At 46.8% G+C, this 20720-nt stretch carries 16 protein-coding genes and 1 rRNA gene; 16 read left to right on the top strand and 1 reads right to left on the bottom strand.

Features of this window, described 5'->3' with window-relative positions:
* The first annotated feature begins 24 nt into the window (after window positions 1-24).
* The 13 genes from ftsL (at window position 25) to lpxC (ending at window position 15523) form a co-directional block, all read left to right on the top strand.
* Window positions 25-339: a cell division protein FtsL gene (gene ftsL / locus L1D21_RS12610; RefSeq protein WP_239845623.1), complete on the top strand. Its 315-nt coding sequence runs from the start codon at window positions 25-27 to the stop codon at window positions 337-339.
* Window positions 336-2072 carry a penicillin-binding transpeptidase domain-containing protein gene (locus tag L1D21_RS12605; protein ID WP_239845622.1) on the top strand — a complete coding sequence of 579 codons (1737 nt, stop codon included), beginning with the start codon at window positions 336-338 and terminating at the stop codon, window positions 2070-2072. The genes ftsL and L1D21_RS12605 overlap by 4 nt, the downstream gene beginning before the upstream one ends.
* Window positions 2069-3538 carry a UDP-N-acetylmuramoyl-L-alanyl-D-glutamate--2,6-diaminopimelate ligase gene (murE, locus tag L1D21_RS12600; protein ID WP_239845835.1) on the top strand — a complete coding sequence of 490 codons (1470 nt, stop codon included), beginning with the start codon at window positions 2069-2071 and terminating at the stop codon, window positions 3536-3538. Before L1D21_RS12605 ends, murE begins: the two co-directional genes overlap by 4 nt.
* Complete coding sequence (gene murF, locus L1D21_RS12595) at window positions 3535-4905, top strand: UDP-N-acetylmuramoyl-tripeptide--D-alanyl-D-alanine ligase (RefSeq protein WP_239845621.1); 1371 nt, start codon at window positions 3535-3537, stop codon at window positions 4903-4905. The genes murE and murF overlap by 4 nt, the downstream gene beginning before the upstream one ends.
* Entirely contained in the window at window positions 4905-5987 is a 1083-nt protein-coding gene (gene mraY / locus L1D21_RS12590) for a phospho-N-acetylmuramoyl-pentapeptide-transferase (RefSeq protein ID WP_239845620.1), read from the top strand. The genes murF and mraY overlap by 1 nt, the downstream gene beginning before the upstream one ends.
* Window positions 5988-5993: 6 nt before the next feature.
* Entirely contained in the window at window positions 5994-7325 is a 1332-nt protein-coding gene (gene murD / locus L1D21_RS12585; RefSeq protein ID WP_239845619.1) for a UDP-N-acetylmuramoyl-L-alanine--D-glutamate ligase, read from the top strand.
* Window positions 7318-8532, top strand: a complete 1215-nt coding sequence (ftsW, locus tag L1D21_RS12580; protein WP_239845618.1) for a cell division protein FtsW — start codon at window positions 7318-7320, stop codon at window positions 8530-8532. Before murD ends, ftsW begins: the two co-directional genes overlap by 8 nt.
* On the top strand, window positions 8532-9626 hold the full coding sequence (gene murG / locus L1D21_RS12575) for an undecaprenyldiphospho-muramoylpentapeptide beta-N-acetylglucosaminyltransferase (RefSeq protein ID WP_239845617.1): 1095 nt from the start codon (window positions 8532-8534) through the stop codon (window positions 9624-9626). Before ftsW ends, murG begins: the two co-directional genes overlap by 1 nt.
* The gene (gene murC, locus L1D21_RS12570) at window positions 9619-11067 is read left to right on the top strand and encodes a UDP-N-acetylmuramate--L-alanine ligase (protein ID WP_239845616.1); all 1449 of its coding nucleotides are present in this window, start codon (window positions 9619-9621) and stop codon (window positions 11065-11067) included. The genes murG and murC overlap by 8 nt, the downstream gene beginning before the upstream one ends.
* 152 nt (window positions 11068-11219) lie before the next feature.
* On the top strand, window positions 11220-11984 hold the full coding sequence (locus L1D21_RS12565; protein ID WP_239845615.1) for a cell division protein FtsQ/DivIB: 765 nt from the start codon (window positions 11220-11222) through the stop codon (window positions 11982-11984).
* 3 nt (window positions 11985-11987) lie between these two features.
* Entirely contained in the window at window positions 11988-13223 is a 1236-nt protein-coding gene (gene ftsA / locus L1D21_RS12560; RefSeq protein ID WP_239845614.1) for a cell division protein FtsA, read from the top strand.
* 31 nt (window positions 13224-13254) lie between these two features.
* Window positions 13255-14424 carry a cell division protein FtsZ gene (ftsZ, locus tag L1D21_RS12555; protein ID WP_239845613.1) on the top strand — a complete coding sequence of 390 codons (1170 nt, stop codon included), beginning with the start codon at window positions 13255-13257 and terminating at the stop codon, window positions 14422-14424.
* A 178-nt stretch (window positions 14425-14602) separates the two neighbouring features.
* Window positions 14603-15523: a UDP-3-O-acyl-N-acetylglucosamine deacetylase gene (lpxC, locus tag L1D21_RS12550; protein ID WP_239845612.1), complete on the top strand. Its 921-nt coding sequence runs from the start codon at window positions 14603-14605 to the stop codon at window positions 15521-15523.
* Window positions 15524-15530: 7 nt separating this feature from the next.
* On the opposite strand, the gene L1D21_RS12545 is transcribed toward lpxC, so the two are convergent.
* On the bottom strand, window positions 15531-15983 hold the full coding sequence (locus L1D21_RS12545) for a DciA family protein (protein ID WP_239845611.1): 453 nt from the start codon (window positions 15981-15983) through the stop codon (window positions 15531-15533).
* A 27-nt stretch (window positions 15984-16010) separates the two neighbouring features.
* On the opposite strand from L1D21_RS12545, the gene L1D21_RS12540 reads away from it, so the two are divergent.
* The 3 genes from L1D21_RS12540 to L1D21_RS12530 all read left to right on the top strand — a co-directional run.
* On the top strand, window positions 16011-16910 hold the full coding sequence (locus tag L1D21_RS12540; RefSeq protein WP_239845610.1) for a M23 family metallopeptidase: 900 nt from the start codon (window positions 16011-16013) through the stop codon (window positions 16908-16910).
* Between the two features lie 60 nt (window positions 16911-16970).
* Entirely contained in the window at window positions 16971-19694 is a 2724-nt protein-coding gene (gene secA, locus L1D21_RS12535) for a preprotein translocase subunit SecA (protein ID WP_239845609.1), read from the top strand.
* 902 nt (window positions 19695-20596) lie between these two features.
* Window positions 20597-20720: ribosomal RNA gene (locus tag L1D21_RS12530) — 16S ribosomal RNA — on the top strand; the annotation flags it as partial.

The following is a 20720-nucleotide window of genomic DNA, read 5'->3' as shown; positions in this document are numbered from 1 at the left end:
GATCAAGCTAAAAGGGGGAGGCGAATGAGTAAATCACAATTAAACCTAACCCGTATTGTTATCGCTGATTTGTGGCATCACAAGTGGGTGTTATTGCTGGCAGTGGTGGTATTAGGCAATGCGGCTTTGGTGGTTTACACCAGTTATTCGAGTCGTCAGTACACATCCCAGTGGGATCAATTATTACAACAGCGTGATCGTCTCGATATTGAATGGCGAAATTTGTTACTGGAAGAGCAATCGCAATCGGAACACAGTCGAGTGACCCGTATTGCAACTAAAGACTTAAACATGGGCAGGCCGCTGCCTAATCAAGAAGTGGTGGTAAGAATACCGTGAGTAAGCAAGCTAAGCGTAAGCAGAAACCACAGCTAATCCACTGGCGTTTATACGTCGTGGTTGCGTTTGTGTGTGTGCTGTTTACCAGTTTAGTTGGACGCGCAGCGTATATTCAGATCATCGAACCTGAGAAGTTGCGTCACGAAAGTGATATGCGCACCCTGCGTACTACAAGTCGTGAAGTCCATCGTGGCCTGATCACCGATCGTAATGGTGAGATGTTAGCGGTGAGTGTGCCTGTAAAGGCGGTTTATGCCGATCCGAAAGTGGTGCACGATAAAGACGGTTTTAGCGACATGCGCCGCTGGCAAGCATTGGCCGATGTGTTGCACGAGCCCAAAGCCGATATTTTGGCGCGGGTACAGTCTAATCCAAAGAAGCGTTTTACCTATCTCAAGCGTCAAGTCACTCCTGCTGTTGCCGAATATATTAAACAGTTAAAGCTGCCTGGGGTTTATCTTAAGTCGGAGTCACGTCGTTATTATCCTACTGGCGAAATTGCTGCTCAGCTGGTGGGGTTAACTAATATCGATGATATTGGTATCGAAGGGATTGAAAATACTTACAACAACTGGCTGACGGGAACGCCTACTAAACAGAAGGTGCGCAAGTCTCGTGATGGTCATGTGGTTGAGCGTCTCGATACGGTTCAGACTGGCGAAAGCTCTAATGATTTAGTATTGAGTATCGATCAACGTATTCAACAGTTAGCTTATCGTGAAATCAAACGCGCAACCGAGATTAATCAGGCGACTTCGGCCTCTATTGTGGTACTAGATGTTCACACCGGCGAAGTATTAGCCATGGCTAACACGCCATCTTATAACCCGAATTCCCGTGAAAATTTGCAGAGTTATCGCATGCGAAACCGTGCGTTGACCGATGCTTATGAGCCGGGATCGACCATTAAACCTCTGGTTGTGGCTGCGGCTTTGGAAGCGGGAACCATAGACGAAAATCAAATTTTTAAGACCAGTCCAGGTCGAGTGCGCATCGGTGGCAAAATCGTTCGAGATGGCCGCAATTATGGCGATATGAGCTTAGGACAAGTCTTGGTGCATTCCAGTAACGTCGGCATGACACAAATTGCGCTGTCGATGCCGGTACAAGAGTTACTGGGTTATTACCAGGCGATGGGGTTAGGTAACTATTCGGGGATTAATTTACCGGGTGAAAGCGCCGGACTTATTCAAGACCGTCGTCGTTGGTCAGATTTTGAGCGTGCCACTCTTTCATTTGGCTACGCCTTAACGGTCACCCCGCTGCAGATCGCCCGTATGTACGCCATGTTAGGCAGTGGCGGGATGCTTTATCCTTCGTCAATCATGAAATTGAAACAAGCTCCCGAAGGTGAACAAGTGATCTCACCTCATGTGGCCCAAAGCGTGATGCAGATGTTACTTGGCGTGACCGAGCCAGGTGGTACAGCCAAGAAAGCCCATATCGACGGTTATCCAGTAGCCGGTAAAACCGGTACCGCACGTAAGGCGGTCGCCGGTGGTTATGGCGAAGATTATGTGGCGCTGTTTGCTGGTGTCGCGCCAGTGAATAATCCCAAATTAGCCATGGTCGTGGTGATCAATGAGCCAAAGGGTGATCGCTACTATGGTGGTGATGTGGCGGCTCCGGTATTCGCTAAGGTGATGTCTGGTGCATTACAGATGCTTAATGTTGAGCCTATTAGTGAGCGAGAAAAGGTTCAGTTAGCCGGTAATGTCAGGAGGGGCGAATAATGCTATTACGCGATCTGCTTGCCCCTTGGTTCCATTATTCGGGCGCTGAGTCTTTGACTCATTTGACCTTAGATAGCCGCGCTATCACTCAGGGCGGCGTATTTGTTGCTGTGCCTGGTCATCAAGTCGATGGTAGAAAATTTATTGATGCCGCATTTGCTAACGGCGCCATCGCCGCGATAGTGCATACCGACGAGCCTGAAGCCCATGGCAAAGTAAGTCAAGATGCAGGATTGCAGATCCAGTTTTTTCAGCTCTCGCGTCAATTGTCGGCACTGGCCTCTCAGTTTTATCCATTAGGAATGAATCGTACCAAGTTAATTGGCGTGACCGGCACTAATGGTAAAACCTCTGTGACGCAGCTTATCGCACAGCTTTGCCATAGCATCACAGTGAAAAGCGCAGTGATGGGCACTTTAGGTAATGGCTTGTGGGGCGAGTTGGCCGATAGCGGCAATACCACTGCCGACCCTATTACCGTGATGCGCCAGTTGTATGAGTTCGACCAGCGAGATGTCAAAGTATGCGCCATGGAAGTGTCGAGTCACGGATTGGTCCAAGCCCGTGTCGATGCTGTGCCTTTCGATGTAGCGGTATTTACCAATTTAAGCCGAGATCATCTTGATTATCATGGCTCCATGGATGCCTATGGCGCGGCGAAACAGCGCTTGTTCCGCTTTAGTTCTCTCTCAAGTGGCTTGATTAATATCGATGATCCTACCGGTCGCCAATGGTGGCAGGACAATGGTTACCAAGCTTTGGTTGGCTATAGCATTTTAGGTGACAGCGATGCCGCCATCTATTGCAAAAATGTCAATCAACATGCCAATGGTGTGAGCGCCACCCTAGTTTGGCCAGAGGGTGAAGCAGAGTTCGATTCACCTTTGTTGGGCACATTTAATTTATCCAATGTAGTGGCGGCGTTAGGGGCTTTGTATCTCTGTGGTTATCCCATGGCTGAGCTTTTGGCACACGTTGCTAATTTAAAACCTGTTGCCGGACGAATGGAGCGTTTTAGTCTGCAAAATGGCGCGACCTTAGTGGTCGATTATGCCCACACTCCAGATGCAATCGAGCAGTCTTTAAAAGCTTTGCGCGGTCATTGTGATGGCAAGTTGTGGTGTCTGTTTGGCTGTGGTGGCGATCGCGATAAAGGCAAGCGTCCACTGATGGCTGAGGCCGCTGAAGCTTATGCCGATGGCGTGATGATCACCAGTGATAATACCCGTAGTGAAGACCCTCAAAGCATTATTGATGACGTGGTCAAAGGGCTGCAAAATCCACAGGCAGCATTAACACAAGTGGACCGTAAAGCGGCTATCGAACACTTGGTCAGTATTGCTCAAGCTGGCGATTTAATTCTACTGGCGGGCAAGGGACATGAAACTTATCAAGAGGTTGCTGGACAGCGACTCGATTATGATGAGCGAGCCTTAGCGTTTGAAATTTCAGGGAGGTCGTCATGATCCCTTTGAATCTGGCAAGGCTAGCCGAGCTGCTCGATGCCAAGTTGGTTGGCGCAGATCTCAGCGTTAGCAAGGTTTCTAGCGATAGCCGCAAAGTCGATAGCGATACCTTGTTTGTTGCCTTAAAAGGTGAGCGATTCGATGGCCATGACTTTTGTCAAACCGCACTCGACAACGGCGCCTGCGCTTTATTAGTGGAGCGTGAGCTGCCACTTAACACAGCGCAAATCGTGGTGAGTAACAGTCACAAAGCAATGGGACAGATTGGGGCTTATCTTAAACAAGTTATTGCGCCTAAATCTGTGGCACTGACTGGCTCTAATGGAAAAACCAGCGTTAAAGAGATGGTGGCTACAATCTTGTCTCAGGCGCATCAAGTGCTTTATACGGCAGGCAATTTTAATAATGAAATTGGCGTGCCGTTAACCCTGTTACGTTTAGAGCCACAACATCAGTTTGGAGTGTTTGAGCTGGGTGCCAATCATATTGGCGAAATTGATTATACCTCGGCACTGGTTAAGCCCGATGTGGCCATGGTTAATAACGTTGCTTCGGCGCACCTTGAAGGCTTTGGATCGTTAGCGGGCGTTGCTCAGGCTAAATCGGAAATTTTTAATCATCTGGCTGACGATGGTATTGCGGTGATCAATTGTGACGATGACTTTACCAGCGTGATGCAAAGTGCCGCTAAGCAACATCAGCAGTTAAGCTTTTCGGCCGAAGGTAAACAAGCCGATGTCACCGCCAGCGATTTACGCTCAGATGTGGTAGGGCGCTATCAGTTTAATCTGCACTATCAAGGACAGAGTTATGAAGTGATATTGCCGCTTTCTGGACGTCATCAAGTCAGTAATGCCTTAGCTGCGACATCAATCTGTTTGGCCCTAGGTTTGAGCCTTAATGAAATCGTTAATGGCATTAAATTGCTTCAGCCTGTGAAAGGGCGCATGTTGCCGACTCAGCTAGGACGCATCTTATTAATTGATGACAGTTATAACGCGAATCCTGCTTCGGTTGGTGCGGCAATCGACTGGCTTCAAGAAATTGAAGGAAATCGCTGTTTAGTGCTGGGCGATTTGGGCGAATTGGGTGACAATGCGTCCCTTTTGCATCAGCAACTAGGTGAAAAAGCCAAGTCGCAGCAGATCGATGAACTGTTTACGCTGGGACAATTGAGCCGCCATAGTAGCGAGGCATTTTCAGGCCAACATTATAATGATTTTGATGAGTTGGTCTTTGGTTTAATTAATTATATTAATCAGTTAACGGGTAATGTGACTGTATTAGTTAAAGGTTCTCGCAGCGCCAAAATGGAGCGTGTAGTTGAGGCCTTAGTCACTGCTTTTGAGCACAAGGAGTTGTTTTAATGCTGGTTTATCTAGCTGAGTATTTAACCCAATTTTATTCAGGGTTTAACGTATTTTCTTACGTAACCTTTAGGGCCATTCTCGGCTTATTAACTGCCTTGCTATTTAGCTTGTGGTGGGGACCTAAGATGATCGAGCGTCTGCAGCTGTTGCAGATAGGTCAAGTGGTGCGCAATGACGGCCCAGAATCTCATTTCAGCAAACGTGGTACACCGACTATGGGCGGTTTGCTGATCCTCGCCGGTATTTTTATTAGCGTATTGCTATGGGGTGATTTAAGTAGCCGCTACGTGTGGGTGATGCTGTTTGTGATTGGTGCTTTTGGCATGATTGGCTTTATCGATGATTATCGTAAAGTTGTACGTAAAGATACCAAAGGCTTGATCGCCCGCTGGAAGTATATATTGCAGTCCTTGGCGGCGTTAGCTATCGCATTTTATCTCTATGCTTCGTCGCAAGATATCGGTGAAACTCAGCTGGTTGTGCCTTTCTTTAAAGATGTGATGCCACAACTGGGGATGATATTTATTGTGTTGGCCTATTTCACCATTGTGGGTGCCAGTAATGCGGTTAACCTCACTGATGGTCTTGATGGACTAGCGATTATGCCGACAGTGATGGTGGCTGGTGCCTTTGCCTTAATCGCCTATCTGTCGGGTCACGTTCAGTTTGCCAATTACCTACACATTCCTTATCTGCCGGGCGCTGGAGAGTTAGTGATTGTTTGCACCGCCATTGTGGGTGCTGGCCTAGGTTTCTTATGGTTTAACACTTATCCTGCGCAAGTTTTTATGGGCGATGTAGGTTCGCTGTCTCTCGGAGCTGCGCTTGGCACTATTGCCGTGCTCGTACGTCAGGAAATCTTATTGGTGATTATGGGTGGCGTATTTGTAATGGAAACCCTATCGGTAATTTTGCAGGTCGGCTCATATAAGCTTCGCGGCCAACGCATCTTCAGGATGGCACCGATTCATCATCATTATGAGTTGAAAGGTTGGCCAGAGCCACGAGTGATTGTGCGTTTCTGGATTATTTCTCTGTTCTTGGTGTTGCTAGGATTAGCAACCTTGAAGCTAAGGTAAAACGCGATGGCTAATTGTTATACGCACTTAGTATTAGGACTGGGAGCCACAGGGCTCTCAGTTGTGCGTTATTTAACAAAGCAAGGTATTAAGCCGTTAGTTATGGACAGTCGTCTTCAACCTCCGGGGCGTGACGAACTTAACCGTGATTTTCCCGAAGTCGAACTGCTCTGTGGTGGCTTCGATTGTCGTTATTTAGTCCAAGCCAGCCAAATAGTGGTTAGCCCTGGTATTCCAATCGATACGCCGGAAATTCGTGCAGCTATTGATATGGGGATCGATGTCGTAGGTGATGTGGAGTTATTTGCTCGTGCCATAGCCGATAGAGCACCTTGTGTCATCGGCATAACAGGCTCTAACGGTAAATCCACTGTGACGACGTTAGTGGGCGAAATGGCGGCCAAGGCGGGCATAAATTACGCGTTAGGTGGCAATATTGGTGTGCCAGTATTGGACTTGTTAGATAAAGACTACGAGCTTTATGTGCTGGAGTTATCCAGTTTCCAGCTTGAAACCACTCATAGCCTTAATTGTATCAGCGCCACATGTCTGAATATCAGTGAAGATCATATGGACAGATACGCCGATTTAGAAGCGTATCGTCAGGCTAAGCTAACGCTTTATCAGCAAACCAATCTAGCGGTGATAAACCGTGACGACCCGCTGACGGCACCGAATGATCCCATGAATTACACCAGCTTTGGTTTATCAAAGCCCGAGGGTGACGAGTGGGGCATTAATCACGGTATTTTGGTGCATGGCAGTACCGAATATGTCGCCATTAAAGAGATTGCTCTAGTGGGCAGCCACAATTATGCCAACTTGTTGGTGTCGATGGCGTTAGCAGATAGTGCGGGAGTCGATAAAGCAGCAATGGTGCAGGTTGCCCAAAACTTTACCGGGTTAGCGCATCGTTGTGAGTTAGTGGCTAAACGCAACGGTGTGAGTTTCGTTAATGACTCTAAAGCCACCAATATAGGTGCCACTCTAGCGGCATTAAATGGTTTGGCGGATTATTCCGGAGAGGTCATTTTAATCGCTGGCGGTGAAGGCAAAGGTGCCGACTTTTCACAGCTGACTGAGGCATTTCAAGGCATAAGTCATTTAATTACTTTAGGCAAAGATGGCGATCAAATTGCTCAGCAGTTTGACGGTGCGATTAAAGTCAGAACCATGGCTGAGGCTGTTCAGCAAGCGGTAGCGCTCGCCCATGAGGGCGATCTTGTTTTATTGTCGCCCGCCTGCGCCAGCTTAGATATGTACAGTAATTTTATGGCTCGCGGTGACGATTTCCGTGCGCAAGTGGCGGCATTGGATGCTGAGGTGCGTCATGCGTAGTGACGAGCGTCAACTGAACTTATTCGGCGGAGCCATTGGTTGGTCGCTTCCGGATCTGTTTAGTCAACGCGAAGCGCCTGGGATGCAGCTTTATGATAGAACCTTGCTGTTTGCGGTAATTTCGCTGATAAGTTTTGGTTTTATTATGGTGATGTCGGCTTCGATGTCTGAAGCTAACACCTTGACAGGTAACCCGTTTCATTTTGTGGTGCGTCATATTGCTTACGTGGTGGGCTGCGTGATTATTGCGGCTGTGGTGTTACAGGTTGAGATGTATCGTTGGCAGCAATTGAGCCCTATATTGCTTTTGGTTGTGGGGATCATGTTGATCTTGGTGCCGATCATAGGAACCACTGTTAACGGTGCAACTCGTTGGTTATCGGTGGGACCGATTCGAATTCAGGTTGCCGAATTAGCTAAGTTCGCTTTTGCAATTTATATGGCGGGTTACTTGGTGAGACGACACCAAGAGGTGCGTGAAAATGCTAAAGGTTTTTATAAGCCAATTGCCGTGTTTGCTGTGTATGCCGTGTTGATCTTGCTGCAGCCAGATTTAGGCACCGTGGTGGTATTGTTCGTCGGCACTGTGGGTTTGCTGTTTTTGGCCGGTGCGCGATTGTTGGATTTCTTCGCGCTGATTTTGACGGGAGCCGCAGCGTTTGTCGGCTTAGTTTTGGTTGAGCCATACCGGATGCGAAGAGTGACCTCTTTCCTCGATCCTTGGCAAGACCCATTCGGTAGTGGTTATCAGCTAACCCAGTCGTTAATGGCTTATGGCCGTGGCGATTGGCTGGGACAGGGACTGGGCAACAGTATTCAAAAATTAGAATATCTGCCGGAGGCCCATACGGATTTTATCTTTGCAGTGATCGGTGAAGAACTCGGTTTTGTCGGCATTATCGTAGTCTTATCTGTGTTGTTATTTGTGGCATTGAGAGCAATAAAACTGGGCAATTTATGTTTGTTGCGAGATAGCGCATTTGAAGGATATTTGGCTTATTCCATTGGCATTTGGATCTGCTTCCAAACCGTGGTGAATGTCGGGGCCAGCATTGGCATGCTGCCCACTAAAGGATTGACTTTGCCATTTATTAGTTATGGCGGCTCGAGCCTTTGGGTGATGACAGCCGCAGCCATGATATTGATAAGAATCGATCACGAAAGACGCTTAGGCCTGATACAGGCGGTGCAAGGTAAGGGGAAATAATGGGCTTGGATAAACGCATTATGATCATGGCGGGCGGCACGGGAGGACATGTATTCCCGGCGTTAGCTGTGGCTAAGCATTTAGCCAAACAAGGATGGCAGGTTCGCTGGTTAGGTACCGCGGAACGTATGGAAGCCCGCCTCGTGCCGCAGCATGGATTTGATATCGACTTTCTCGATATCAAAGGGGTGCGTGGTAATGGACTTATTCGCAAATTAGCGGCGCCTTTTAAGATTCTGCGTTCGATTATACAAGCACGCAAGGTGATCCAAGAGTTTAAACCTGACGTGGTGTTAGGCATGGGCGGTTTTGCAAGTGGTCCGGGTGGTGTTGCGGCGCGTTTGAGTGGTATTCCTTTGGTGCTGCATGAGCAAAATGCGATCCCTGGCATGACCAATAAATTGTTAGCCCGTATCGCGACTCGCGTCTTATGTGCTTTTAACAATACCTTCGAGCAGGACGCAGAAGTGGTCGGTAACCCAATACGTGGCGAACTGATTGCTTTAGGGCAACAGCAAGTAGAGCCAACGGAAGGTGATGCACTGCGAGTGTTAGTGGTCGGCGGCAGTTTAGGCGCGAAAGTGTTTAACGATTTAATGCCTGCGGTGACTGCTGAAGTAAGCCAGCATCACTCGATCACCGTTTGGCATCAAGTGGGCAAAGGCAACTTGGCAAAAGTTGAAAATGAATACCAACAGTTAGGCCATTCAGGCAGCGTCAAGGTGGCTGAATTTATAGATGACATGGAAGCGGCCTATCGTTGGGCCGACGTGGTACTTTGCCGTGCAGGTGCTTTAACGGTATCGGAAGTAGCGGCAGTGGGTTTGCCAAGTTTATTGGTTCCATATCCATTTGCGGTTGATGACCATCAAACCAAAAACGCCAAAGTATTAGTTGAGGCTGGCGGGGCCTTCTTATTACCGCAAGCCGTATTAGACAGTCATAAATTAAGCAGCAAATTAGAGATGCTCGCCTCGGACCGTCAAGCCTTGTTAGCCATGGGGCAACAGGCCAAGAGTGTTGCAGTATTAGATGCAACCGACAGAGTCGCCGAGGTGTGTATCGCGCTGGCAAATAAGGATTCAAATGAGTAACGCCGAAAGTAAATATGCCCAGCTAAGAACGATCATCCCTGAGATGCGTCGGGTAAAGCAGATCCATTTTATCGGCATAGGCGGTGCTGGTATGGGCGGTATTGCAGAAGTGCTAGTAAATGAAGGTTATCGTTTAAGTGGCTCGGATATCGCGCAAAATGCGGTAACTACTCGCTTAACTGCCTTGGGTGCAAAAGTGTTTATTGGCCACAAAGCCGAGCAAATTCAAGGTGCAGATGTTGTGGTGGTATCGACCGCTATCGATGTAAGTAATCCTGAGATCATTGCCGCAAAAGAATTGCGTATTCCGATTGTACGTCGCGCCGAGATGTTGGCCGAACTGATGCGTTACCGTCATGGGGTTGCCGTTGCAGGAACTCATGGTAAAACCACGACTACAAGTTTGATTGCCAGTGTTTATGGTCAAGCCGAGCGAGATCCTACCTTCGTGATCGGTGGTTTGCTTAACAGCGCTGGCACTAATGCTCGTTTAGGTAAGAGCCGCTATTTGATTGCCGAGGCTGACGAGAGTGATGCGAGCTTCTTGCATCTGCAACCTATGGTCAGTGTGGTGACCAATATCGAAGCCGATCATATGGATACCTATGAAGGCGATTTTGAGAAATTAAAATCTACCTTTATCGATTTCCTGCACAACTTGCCATTTTATGGTGTGGCAGTGGCTTGTATCGACGATCCAGTGGTACGTGAGTTAATCCCACGTATCTCTCGTAAGGTGGTGACCTACGGTTTCAGCGATGATGCCGATGTGCAGGCGTTGAATTTTGTGCAGCAAGGTTATAGCAGTCGTTTCACCGTGCGTCGTCATGGTATGGATGATTTAGAACTGACGGTAAATTTGCCGGGCCAACATAACGTGCTTAATGCCTTGGCAGCCATAGCTGTAGCAACAGAAGATGAGATTGAAGATAGCGCCATCGTTAAAGCGTTAGCCGAGTTCCAGGGGATTGGGCGTCGTTTCCAGCAGCTGGGTGAATTCAATATCGATGCGGGTAATGTGATGTTGGTGGATGACTATGGTCATCACCCAAGTGAAGTGGCCGCGACGATTAAAGCGGCGCGTTCGGGTTGGCCTGAGAAACGTTTAGTCATGATTTATCAGCCACATCGTTATAGTCGTACTCGCGATCTCTATGAAGATTTTGTTGAGGTGTTATCACAGGTCGATTGCCTGTTACTGCTAGATGTTTATGCTGCTGGTGAAGCGCCAGTACCGGGGGCGGATAGTCGTGCGCTATGTCGTTCAATAAGACTACGAGGACAGCTTGACCCTATTTTCGTTGCTGAGCCTGAGCAGTTACAGACTTTGCTACCGAGCGTACTGCAAGACGGCGACCTGTTATTAACCCAAGGTGCTGGCAATATCGGTGCAATTAGTCGCCAGCTTGCTGATACAAAATTGCAACTAGAGCAGGCATAAAAGTGCCGGTTTTTTACACACAATAGCGACTCGGTGAGGAAGCTTTTGACGCTATGGTAGAGGTAGTTATAATGGCCGGTTATTTACAGCAGTGCATGGATAATGACTTGGTTGTTTTTTGTACTAACAATAATGGTTTAGGGCGATAACTGGTGTCCTGGAGTGATGTTGGCCATCGTTGGAAAACAAGCCTTACTCAGGTCGATTGGTATCTGTGTTTAGGACTGATTTTTCTATTCCTTGTGCTCTGTGGTTTATGCATGGGTGGATGGAAGTTGCATCAGGTATTAAATGATGCTGATGCTTTGCCTATTGATGCGGTTGTTATTAAAGGTGAACGTCGTTATACCAGCGATGAAGAGATAAGAATCGCCTTGCAAGATTTGATGAAGCGCAGTTTTTTTTCGGCCGACGTGAATCAGGTGCAGCAAGCGTTAGAAGATTTACCTTGGGTTTTTCACGCTTCGGTAAGACGTGAATGGCCAGCAAAATTAAAAGTGTTTTTGGTCGAGCAAGATGTCGTCGCCCATTGGAATGAAACCGATTGGCTTAATGCTCAAGGGCAAGTATTTAAGGCGCCAATGAAAGAAGGGATCCCAGAGCTTCCTTACTTAGTTGGCCCAGACGATCAAGCGGTGTCAGTGTTAACTAACTACCGTCAGATCAGTGAGTTGTTAGCCATAAATGAGTTCAAGTTAACTCATTTAGAGTTGAGTCCTAGACATGCTTGGTTGGCCATTTTAGCCAACGGCATAGCGTTGAAATTAGGACGAGAAGATAAGATGGCGCGGGTGCAGCGTTTCATCAATGTGTATCCCACCTTGATGCAACAGAACAAACCCGTGGCCAGAGTAGATTTGCGCTACGATACCGGATTGGCCGTAGGCTGGGGTGAAGCACATGAAGAGAGCCGTTAATTAATGACCAAGAATCAAGATAGAAATCTGATCGTTGGATTAGACATAGGAACATCTAAAGTTGCTGTGATCATTGGTGAAGTGCTGCCTGATGGCGAGATCAGTGTGGTCGGCTTAGGTAGTCACCCATCGCGCGGTATGGACAAAGGCGGCGTTAACGATCTCGACTCGATTGTGCGCAGCGTACAGCGTGCGTTAGATCAGGCGGAGTTGATGGCCGATTGCCAAGTGGCATCGGTGTATTTAGGGATTTCGGGTAAACATATTCAGTGCCAGAACGAAAATGGCATGGTGTCGATTAACGATGAAGAAGTGACCCAAGAAGATGTCGACAATGTTATCCATACCGCTCGTTCGGTAAAAATCCCAACCGAGCGTCGAATTTTGCATGTGCTACCACAGGAATATGCCATCGATGTACAAGACGGCATTAAGAGCCCGATTGGTATGTCCGGTATGCGTATGGAAGCTAAGGTGCATATTGTCACCTGCGCCAATGATATGGCCAAAAATATTACCAAGAGTGTTGAGCGCTGCGGCTTAAAAGTCGATGACTTGGTGTTCTCGGCAATCGCTTCAGCGGATTCGGTGCTGACCGATGATGAGAAAGACTTGGGTGTATGTTTGGTCGATATGGGTGGTGGTACAACAGATATTACCGTTTATACCAATGGAGCTTTGCGTCACTGTGCCGTAGTGCCAGTTGCGGGTAATCAGGTGACTAGCGATATTGCCAAGATTTTCCGTACGCCACTGTCTCATGCTGAGCAAATTAAAGTGCAATATGCCAGCGCTAGAAGTTCGATGGTCAGTCGTGAAGACAGCATAGAAGTGCCATCGGTCGGTGGACGTCCATCGCGTACCATGTCTCGTCACACCTTGGCAGAAGTGGTTGAGCCACGTTACCAAGAGCTGTTTGAGTTGGTACGTAAAGAGCTAAAAGACTGTGGCCTAGATGATCAAGTGGCCGCAGGTATCGTATTAACCGGTGGAACCGCTTCTATCGAAGGTGCGGTGGATGTCGCGGAAGCGACTTTTGGCATGCCAGTGCGTGTGGCAGAGCCACTACCGGTTAAAGGATTATTTGAATATGTAAACCAACCCATCTACTCCACGGGTGTTGGGTTGTTACATTACGGCGCGAGAAGGGTGATTGAACGTCAGTTTGAACGTCCTGAGCGTCAAGGGGTGACCAGTCTTTGGAATCGGGTCCAAAGTTGGTTTAAAGGCGAGTTTTAACTAATAACGCAGACTAAATGGAGAAAATGCCATGTTTGAGATCATGGATAGTCATTCAGATGAGGCGGTGATTAAGGTCATCGGTGTCGGTGGAGGCGGTGGTAACGCTGTCGAACATATGGTGAAACACAACATCGAAGGTGTTGAGTTTGTTGCCACAAATACAGATGCTCAGGCGCTACGTAAGTCGGCGGCGGGTACCACGATCCAACTGGGTCGTGATGTCACTAAAGGCCTAGGTGCTGGGGCAAACCCTGAAATTGGCCGTTTAGCGGCAGAAGAAGATAGAGAAAATATTCGCAACGCAATTAAAGGTTCCGACATGATCTTTATCGCTGCCGGTATGGGTGGTGGTACAGGTACGGGCGCTGCGCCTGTCGTGGCTGAAATTGCTCGCGAAGAGGGTATTCTTACCGTGGCAGTGGTGACTAAGCCATTCCCATTCGAAGGTAAGAAGCGTATGGCATACGCAGATCAAGGCATCGACATGCTAGCTAAGCATGTGGATTCATTGATTACTATTCCTAACGAGAAGTTGCTTAAAGTATTGGGTCGCGGTACTTCACTGCTAGACGCATTTGCTGCAGCGAATAACGTATTGCTTGGTGCGGTGCAAGGTATTGCCGAACTGATCACTCGCCCTGGTTTAATCAACGTCGATTTCGCCGATGTGAAAACCGTAATGTCGGAAATGGGTAATGCCATGATGGGAACCGGTATTGCTAGTGGTGAAGATCGTGCCGAAGAAGCTGCCGAAGCGGCGGTTGCCAGTCCATTGCTTGAAGATATCGATCTTGCAGGCGCGCGTGGTGTGTTAGTTAACATTACCGCGGGTATGGATATGAGCATCGAAGAGTTTGAAACTGTGGGTAACCACGTTAAAGCTTACGCTTCTGACAACGCGACTGTGGTTGTCGGTGCTGTGATTGACCCAGAGATGAGCGATGAACTGCGTGTGACAGTGGTTGCAACGGGTATTGGCGCTGAGAAGAAACCAGATATACAGTTAGTATCTAAGCCAGCGCCAGCTCCAGCACCACAAGAAGTTAAACTGGATATCCCTGCTGAAGAGACCTTATCTCAGGCAATGGGTAATGGCAATGCGGTGCGTGCGGCGCAACCAGTTGAAGCGGTAGCACCACCAAAAAGTGATCTTGAATATTTAGATATTCCGGCATTCTTGCGTAAGCAAGCGGATTAATCGGTGCGGTAGGAACAGCTTTCTGTCTGTGCGATTCACGGTTTAATCGAGGTGTTGACTTGGTTAATTTTGGTGAATTGGTAAAGATATGCTAGCATATCCGACCAGCCGCGCCTTTGTGCGCAGCTTTGTTGTGCTCAAATTTAGAGTTATTTGTTGATTTATAACGGGTAAATAAATGATTTTTCAAAGAACTGTTAAAGAAATGGTTAAGACCACCGGTGTTGGATTGCATTCCGGCAATAAGGTGACTTTGACGATCAAACCCGCGCCAGTAAATACAGGGATCGTATTGGTTCGTACCGACTTAACCCCAAATGTTGCTATTGCAGCAAAGGCGGATCAAGTACGTGAGACAACCATGTGTACGGCGCTTGTCAATGACGATGGTGTTCGTATTTCAACAATTGAACATCTGTTTGCAGCGTTAGCGGGTTTAGGGATCGACAATGCGACTATCGAGGTCGACGCTCCTGAAATTCCGATCATGGATGGCAGTGCCAGTCCGTGGGTTTTCCTATTGCAATCAGTAGGAATCCAAGAGCAACAGGCGGCTAAAAAATATTTAAGAATCAAGCGCCCAGTGCGTGTTGAAGATGGTGATAAATGGGCGGAACTCATTCCGTTTAAAGGATTTAAAGTCGATTTTGCAATCGATTTTAACCACCCTGAAATTGCCAGAAGCCAACAGCACATGGTGATGGATTTTTCATCGTCAGCCTTTGTCCGTGATATTAGCCGCGCTAGAACCTTTGGTTTTATGCGTGACATTGAATATCTACGTGCCAATAACCTTGCATTAGGCGGCAGCATGGAAAACGCAGTTGTGCTTGATGAATATCGCGTCCTCAACCCCGATGGTCTGCGTTATGAGGATGAGTTTGTTAAGCACAAAATACTCGATGCATTTGGAGACCTGTATGTTGCAGGTCATGCCATTGTTGGCGAGTTCCGTGCCTTTAAGACAGGTCATGCACTGAACAATCAGTTAGTGCGTGCCTTATTAGCTGAGCAAGATGCTTGGGAATTAGTGAGTTATGAGAAAGAGGAAGAAGCGCCAGTAAGCTTCGCAGTACCAACAGGTGCTACCTTCGCTTAACTCCTAGTTAAGATTGCCTTGAACGGCTGGCTAAAGCAGCCAGCCGTTTTAGTTTTTGCCCTAGTGAACCTTCTGTATGTTCCGCCAATGCTTGAATATGTGAAGCCGCTGTTTCGCTAATGTGATTGTGAGCTTGGCGTGATTTTGGTGCAGTTAGATTCAAGCCTGGGTTGACTTTAACTTCGATAGCGGACAGCATGGGTAGCGTTTCGGCTTGTAGCTGTTGTAAAAGTTTGGGCTTTTGAAAGTTTATTCTGGCAGCCCATGCAGCTGTGGTGGTTTCTATAACCAGAACACCGCCTCGAAAATTAGCAACTTTAAGTTGCTCCGTGACAGGACCTGTTATCACTTGTTTTACATAGTGATCTAAGTGAAGTAACAGCTCTGCTTTTTCAGCGATAGTAGGCAATTGGCCTTGCTGATGCAGTAGTTGACTTAGGTCTTGCGGGGGCTTTTTCATAACATAATAAAATGGCTTAATGAGGCTATGAGTGTAACAGTTTTTATTCAGGGTCGGAATGGCGCTACGCGCTGGCAACCGGGAAAGCGTTGGTTATTATTGCCTATGTTGCTGATTGCAGCAGGTACAGGGCTATATCAACACAATGCACAACAATTCGAACAACAACAAGCGAGCGTTGATAACGAGCGCTTGGCACGTCAACAGCAAAAAGATCAACTTATTGAGCTAAAAGGGGCTACCGAATCGCAATTAGCGATGTTGGTAACTCATGTTGCGCGTATGCAAGCTAAAGTATCGCGTCTAGAAGCGCTTGGTCAGCAAGTTGCAAAAGATTATAAACTCGAAGATCAATTCGATTTCTCTTCTGAAGTCGGTGTCGGCGGCCTGAGTGAATTGGGTAGCAACATCGAACTCGATCAGCTTATTCAGGATATGGATAAGCTAGTGTCACGAATAGATAATAATAATGTTCAGCTTTCACTACTTGAAACGGTGACATCTAATCTCCATATAGATGATGAGCGTTATATATCGGGGCGTCCCATCCAGAAAGGTTGGTTATCATCCCACTACGGTTTACGAAATGATCCCTTTAACGGTCGACGAACGATGCATAAAGGCATCGATTTCGCCGGTAAAGAGGGAGCCGATGTTGTTGCTACCGCGGGCGGTGTCGTAACATGGGCTGGCAGTATGTTTGGATATGGCGAGTTAATCGAAATCGATCACGGTAACGGTTTACATACTCGTTATGGCCACAATAAGTCTTTGTCAGTAGCTGTAGGTGATGTGGTCGCAAAAGGCCAGAGTATTGCCAAAATGGGGAGTACTGGTCGTTCAACCGGTCCTCATGTGCATTATGAAGTGTTGCGTGGTGGACAGCAGATAGATCCAAAAAAATATGTCTACCGCAAGGCAGGTTAAATTATAAATAAGGCTTCTCAACTCGTTTTAGAGTCGCCAATAACATAAAAAGTGGTTCAGATGTTTGGTAAATTACTGACAAAAATATTTGGTAGTCGTAACGATCGCACCCTTAAATCACTCGGTAAGATTGTCACTAAAATTAACGCTCTTGAAGGGGATTTCGAAAAGCTTTCTGACGACGAACTTAAAGCCAAAACGGCTGAGTTCCGTGCTCGTTTAGAGTCTGGTGAAACTCTCGATGATGTGTTGCCTGAAGCTTTTGCTGTTGTTCGTGAAGCCTCTAAGCGTGTATTCGAAATGCGCCACTTCGATGTGCAGCTACTCGGTGGTATGGTGCTCGATAGCAACCGTATTGCTGAGATGCGTACCGGTGAAGGTAAAACCTTAACTGCAACCTTGCCTGCTTACCTTAATGGATTAACCGGTAAAGGGGTTCACGTGATCACAGTGAACGATTACCTTGCCGGTCGTGATGCCGAAAATAACCGTCCCCTCTTTGAATTTCTTGGTATGACCGTTGGCATCAACGTTGCCGGCTTGGGTCAAGCTGAGAAGAAAATGGCTTACGACTCAGATATTACTTACGGAACCAATAACGAATTTGGTTTCGATTATCTTCGCGACAACATGGCGTTTTCACCTGCCGAACGTGTACAGCGTCCACTCCACTATGCCCTTATCGATGAAGTTGACTCGATTCTGATCGATGAAGCGCGTACGCCTTTAATTATTTCTGGTGCGGCGGAAGATAGCTCTGAACTGTATATCAAGATCAATACCTTGATCCCGAACCTTATCCGTCAAGAAAAAGAGGATACTGAGGAAGAGATCGGTGATGGTGATTATTCGGTTGATGAGAAATCTAAACAAGTACACATGACCGAGCGTGGACAAGAGAAAGTTGAACAACTTTTGACTGAGCGCGGCATGTTGGCCGAAGGCGACTCACTTTATTCTGCGGCCAATATTTCATTACTGCATCATGTTAATGCGGCATTGCGCGCCCATACCCTGTTTGAAAAAGATGTTGACTATATCGTTCAAGATAATGAAGTGATTATTGTTGATGAACATACTGGTCGTACTATGCCAGGTCGTCGTTGGTCTGAAGGTCTTCATCAGGCGGTGGAAGCTAAAGAAGGTGTTCATATTCAAAATGAAAACCAAACCTTAGCTTCTATTACGTTCCAGAACTTCTTCCGCCAGTATGACAAGTTGGCGGGTATGACAGGTACTGCGGATACTGAAGCATTCGAATTCCAGCACATCTATGGTTTAGATACGGTGGTTATTCCAACTAACCGTCCTATGGTGCGTAAAGATAATGCCGATTTAGTTTATTTGAGTGCCGAAGAAAAATACGAAGCCATCATTAAAGACATCATCGATTGTCGTGAACGTGGTCAGCCAGTATTGGTGGGTACGGTATCTATTGAGCAATCAGAGCTTTTACATAGCTTACTAAAGAAAGCCAAAATTCCACATGAAGTACTTAACGCTAAATTCCATGAGCGTGAAGCTGATATCGTAGCTCAAGCGGGTCGCACTGGCGCAGTCACTATTGCAACTAACATGGCAGGTCGTGGTACCGATATCGTGTTGGGTGGTAACTGGAATATGGAGATTGAAGCACTCTCTAATCCAACTGCCGAGCAAAAAGCGAAGATTAAAGCCGATTGGCAAGTACGTCATGACGAAGTGGTTGCTGCCGGTGGTCTACACATTCTCGGTACCGAGCGTCATGAATCACGTCGTATCGATAACCAGTTACGTGGTCGTTCTGGCCGTCAAGGTGATGCAGGTTCTTCACGTTTCTATCTATCAATGGAAGACAGCCTAATGCGTATCTTCGCTTCCGATCGTGTCTCAGGCATGATGAAGAAGCTAGGTATGGAAAAAGGCGAAGCGATTGAGCATCCTTGGGTGTCTCGCGCCATCGAAAATGCACAACGTAAAGTTGAAGCACGTAACTTTGATATTCGTAAGCAGTTATTGGAATTCGATGATGTGGCAAACGACCAGCGTCAGGTAGTTTATGCACAGCGTAACGAATTAATGGATGCTGAAAGCATTCAAGACACCATTGTGAATATTCAAGAAGATGTGGTTAACGGACTTATCGATCAATATATTCCACCACAATCGGTTGAAGAACTGTGGGACGTTGCAGGCCTAGAAACTCGCCTTGAGCAAGAGTACGCGTTAAAGATGCCAATTCAAGAATGGCTAGATAAAGAAGATGACCTACATGAAGAAACCTTACGCGAGCGTATCGTTGATACTTGGGTTAAGTCTTATCAAGCCAAAGAAGAGATGGTTGGCGCGCAAGTGCTACGTCAATTTGAAAAGGCGGTTATGCTACAAACCTTAGACGGCTTGTGGAAAGAGCATTTGGCTGCAATGGATCATCTTCGTCAAGGTATTCACTTACGTGGTTACGCGCAGAAGAATCCAAAGCAAGAATATAAGCGCGAGTCATTTGAGTTGTTCCAGCAGATGCTTGAAACCTTAAAGCATGATGTTATTAGTGTGCTTTCTAAAGTTCAGGTTCAAGCTCAGTCAGATGTTGAAGAGATGGAGCAGCGTCGTCGCGAAGAAGAAGCTAAAATTCGCCGTGATTATCAACATGCAGAAGCTGAGGCGTTAGTCGGAGCGGAAGAGGCACAAGCGTTAGCGGCGACTCAACCCGTGGTACGCGAAGGTGAAAAGGTTGGCCGTAACGATCCATGTCCTTGTGGTTCTGGCCGTAAGTACAAGCAGTGTCACGGTAAGCTGACCTAATACAGCCAACTGTCATTGTTTATAAAAAGCCATTCTTCGGAATGGCTTTTTTAATGGTTTTTTTCGAGAGAGACTTAAAGACCTGTTGAATAAGTTGCATTTAGCAACACTTAACTTGGTATAAGCACTTATCTATAGTTAATTACGAGTTTCAGCAGTAATTGATTTTTAGCCTGGAAAATAACCAATCTTAGCCAGTTTGTGGATAAGTTTGGGGGTAAATGGTGTGTATGATGTGGCTATCTGAAAAGCTTGAAAAAAGACGTAATTTTGTTGAAAAAGCGCTTGCACCATTAAAAGATCTGCCTATAATGCGCATCCACTGACACGGCAAAGCACAGCGAGCTGAGTCATAATCTAGGTAGTTTACTGAATAAGAAAACGAACCGATTTTGCACTGAAAAGTGCCGCATCAAAAAGTTTGCAAAAACTGCTTGACGCGACCACGGGAATGCGTAGAATACGCAGCCCTAGCCACTCGGAACGACGAGATGCGCTAACGCTCTTTAACAATTTATCAAGTAATCTGTGTGGACACTCACAGGTATTGAGTTAATCGAAAACGATTTATTTCTCAATGCAATTTGTCACTAGCAATAGTGAANGTAGAATACGCAGCCCTAGCCACTCGGAACGACGAGATGCGCTAACGCTCTTTAACAATTTATCAAGTAATCTGTGTGGACACTCACAGGTATTGAGTTAATCGAAAACGATTTATTTCTCAATGCAATTTGTCACTAGCAATAGTGAAGAGTGTTCATAGCAATATGTCTTACGCTCATGTTTTACAAGAGTGTAAGTATCGAGTTTACTGCTTCTTTATGAACGCAGTGAATGAGAAACAGTAGAATTCATTGAGCCGTTCTAAACTCTTAACGGGGTTTGGAACACAAAAACTTTAATTGAAGAGTTTGATCATGGCTCAGATTGAACGCTGGCGGCAGGCCTAACACATGCAAGTCGAGCGGTAACATTTCAAAAGCTTGCTTTTGAAGATGACGAGCGGCGGACGGGTGAGTAATG

It is taken from the genome of Shewanella sp. Isolate11, assembly GCF_022398315.1.
Classification (GTDB): domain Bacteria; phylum Pseudomonadota; class Gammaproteobacteria; order Enterobacterales; family Shewanellaceae; genus Shewanella.
Note: the sequence above shows the minus strand (reverse complement) of the source record. Positions and strands in the feature narration are given on the sequence as shown.

Bases quoted from the DNA above. Each gene is read 5' to 3' on its own strand.
- ftsW (WP_239845618.1), top strand. From the start codon at position 7,318: ATGCGTAGTGACGAGCGTCAACTGAACTTATTCGGCGGAGCCATTGGT.
- ftsL (WP_239845623.1), top strand. From the start codon at position 25: ATGAGTAAATCACAATTAAACCTAACCCGTATTGTTATCGCTGATTTG.
- L1D21_RS12540 (WP_239845610.1), top strand. From the start codon at position 16,011: ATGAGTGTAACAGTTTTTATTCAGGGTCGGAATGGCGCTACGCGCTGG.
- ftsA (WP_239845614.1), top strand. From the start codon at position 11,988: ATGACCAAGAATCAAGATAGAAATCTGATCGTTGGATTAGACATAGGA.
- murD (WP_239845619.1), top strand. From the start codon at position 5,994: ATGGCTAATTGTTATACGCACTTAGTATTAGGACTGGGAGCCACAGGG.
- murG (WP_239845617.1), top strand. From the start codon at position 8,532: ATGGGCTTGGATAAACGCATTATGATCATGGCGGGCGGCACGGGAGGA.
- L1D21_RS12545 (WP_239845611.1), bottom strand. From the start codon at position 15,983: ATGAAAAAGCCCCCGCAAGACCTAAGTCAACTACTGCATCAGCAAGGC.
- murF (WP_239845621.1), top strand. From the start codon at position 3,535: ATGATCCCTTTGAATCTGGCAAGGCTAGCCGAGCTGCTCGATGCCAAG.
- ftsZ (WP_239845613.1), top strand. From the start codon at position 13,255: ATGTTTGAGATCATGGATAGTCATTCAGATGAGGCGGTGATTAAGGTC.
- mraY (WP_239845620.1), top strand. From the start codon at position 4,905: ATGCTGGTTTATCTAGCTGAGTATTTAACCCAATTTTATTCAGGGTTT.
- lpxC (WP_239845612.1), top strand. From the start codon at position 14,603: ATGATTTTTCAAAGAACTGTTAAAGAAATGGTTAAGACCACCGGTGTT.
- secA (WP_239845609.1), top strand. From the start codon at position 16,971: ATGTTTGGTAAATTACTGACAAAAATATTTGGTAGTCGTAACGATCGC.
- murC (WP_239845616.1), top strand. From the start codon at position 9,619: ATGAGTAACGCCGAAAGTAAATATGCCCAGCTAAGAACGATCATCCCT.